Genomic DNA, 273 nt, shown 5'->3' with positions numbered 1-273 from the left:
GAAACGCGATGTTGAACTTTGAAAACTGAACGAAACAAACAACGTGAAACGTCAATTTTTATTTTAGATGCTAGACAAACTAACTTTATTGGAGAGTTTGATCCTGGCTCAGGATGAACGCTGGCGGCGTGCCTAATACATGCAAGTCGAGCGAATGGATTAAGAGCTTGCTCTTATGAAGTTAGCGGCGGACGGGTGAGTAACACGTGGGTAACCTGCCCATAAGACTGGGATAACTCCGGGAAACCGGGGCTAATACCGGATAACATTTTG

Annotated in this window: 1 rRNA gene; it reads left to right on the top strand. The window is 45.1% G+C overall.

The features are described 5' to 3' along the window. Nucleotides 1-85 precede the first annotated feature (85 nt). Nucleotides 86-273, top strand: a 16S ribosomal RNA gene (locus tag U860_RS0130935); the annotation flags it as partial.

This window comes from Bacillus sp. H1a, from assembly GCF_000633475.1.
In the GTDB taxonomy this organism is placed as follows: Bacteria; Bacillota; Bacilli; order Bacillales; family Bacillaceae_G; genus Bacillus_A; species Bacillus_A paramycoides.
This window is presented reverse-complemented; position numbering and strand designations above follow the sequence as displayed.